Here is a 1676-nt window from a genome sequence, read left to right as displayed (position 1 = left end):
CATCCGAACATTTGGTAAAATATAAATATCAAATATCGAGGTGATTCGCATGGCTTTTGTATCAAATAATAGTCAACAAATGTCGTTGACTGACAGCACATTTAACCTGACAGAAAGAGAACGTAGGTTTCTTGAAAAATCATGGGCAAAGACTTTTTCGGATAGGATTTTTCCTGCCATAAACGAAGATATATTTTCTGTATTGTATAGTAGTAAAGCTTCTCGTCCAAATACTCCCGTAAATGTCATCGTTGGTGCATTGATTCTCAAAGAAGCACTTGGTGATAGTGATGATGAACTTGTTCAGGCTCTAATGTTTGATATACGGTATCAGCATGCTCTTCATACTACTAGTTTTGAAGAACAGCCCTTGAGCGACAGAACTCTGAGTAGATTTCGTGCAAGATGCCTTGCTTATGAAACAGAAACCGGTATTGACCTGATTCATATATGTGTTACCTCTTTATCAAAAGAAATATCTGAATTTATGGGGCTTACCCCTTCTATGCAGAGAATGGACAGTATGATGATCGCGGCAAATATCCGGAATCTTTCACTATTAGAGCTTTTCTATACTTGTACTGCAAATTTAGCAAAAGTTATGGTTAGCAGAGGGGTTACTCTTCCAGAAAAGCAAAAACATTATGTGGAAAAGGATGATTACAATGCGTTTATCTATCACCAGCGTAAACTAGATGCTAACGAAAGAACAATTGTTGTAATGCATGATGCCGAAAAACTTCTGGAACTCTGCGAAGGAGATTTTGATGATACCAGCGAATATCAGCTGTTGATACGTTTACTCAAAGAACAAACCATCTTCAATGACGATGGGACCCGCAGGTTGCGTGAAAAAAAGGAAAAAGAGGATCCATCAAAAGTGTTGTTAAATCCATCTGATCCGGAAGCCACTTTCCGAAAAAAAGCAGGAGGTAAACATTTAGGATACGTAGCAAATCTCACAGAAACCGTAGGGGAAAACAAAAGCCTGATCACCGATTATGCGTACGAACAAAACATATACGGAGACAGCCAATTCATGAAGGATCATTTAGCCAAGGAACCGATATATAAACAGGAAGTATTACTGATTGCCGATGGTGCTTACGGCAGTGAGGTTAATGTTGCCGAAGCTGCTAAACATAGAATCCGACTTATCACTACGAATTTTACCGGGAGAAAACCGGCTGATATTTTTGCAGAGTTTATTTTTAGCGAAGATGGGCATGAACTGTTGGAGTGTATCAATCATAAAAAGCCATATCAGTTCCGCTATGATGAGCACAATGACCGTTGTGATGCGTTGTTTAAAAAATGTGACTGTGCAGACTGTCCATACCTGGCAGAATGCAAACCACGTTTACGCCAAAACAATGCGTTAAAAGAACTGTCTTGGAAAGCAGTCAATCGAGCAAAACAACTTCGTTTTATGAAAACAGAAGAATTCAAGCAGTATGCACATTTCCGAAATGGAGTAGAATCATTACCTTCACTGCTTCGCAGAAAATATCATGCCGACAAAATCCCAACACATGGCAAAAAACAGACTCGTCTGCATTTCGGATTCAAAGTCGCAGCTTTGAATTTTCAAAAGCTATTGGATTATGAAAATAGCTTGGTTTATTGTGCCTCTGAAAAAGAGATAGCATAATTAATACTCAAAACATCAAGCTCAC

General features: G+C 38.7%; 1 protein-coding gene. It reads left to right on the top strand.

The features are described from left to right. The first annotated feature begins 49 nt into the window (after positions 1–49). Positions 50–1651, top strand: coding sequence for a transposase (locus CI597_RS17435; protein WP_024729443.1), 1602 nt, complete (start codon positions 50–52; stop codon positions 1649–1651). The last annotated feature ends 25 nt before the right edge of the window (positions 1652–1676 follow it).

The organism is Anaerostipes hominis (ex Lee et al. 2021) (assembly GCF_002270485.1).
GTDB lineage: Bacteria > Bacillota > Clostridia > Lachnospirales > Lachnospiraceae > Anaerostipes > Anaerostipes hominis.
This window is presented reverse-complemented; position numbering and strand designations above follow the sequence as displayed.

What these genes read in the sequence shown, in the direction of transcription:
- CI597_RS17435 (WP_024729443.1), top strand. Translation starts at nt 50, where the DNA reads ATGGCTTTTGTATCAAATAATAGTCAACAAATGTCGTTGACTGACAGC.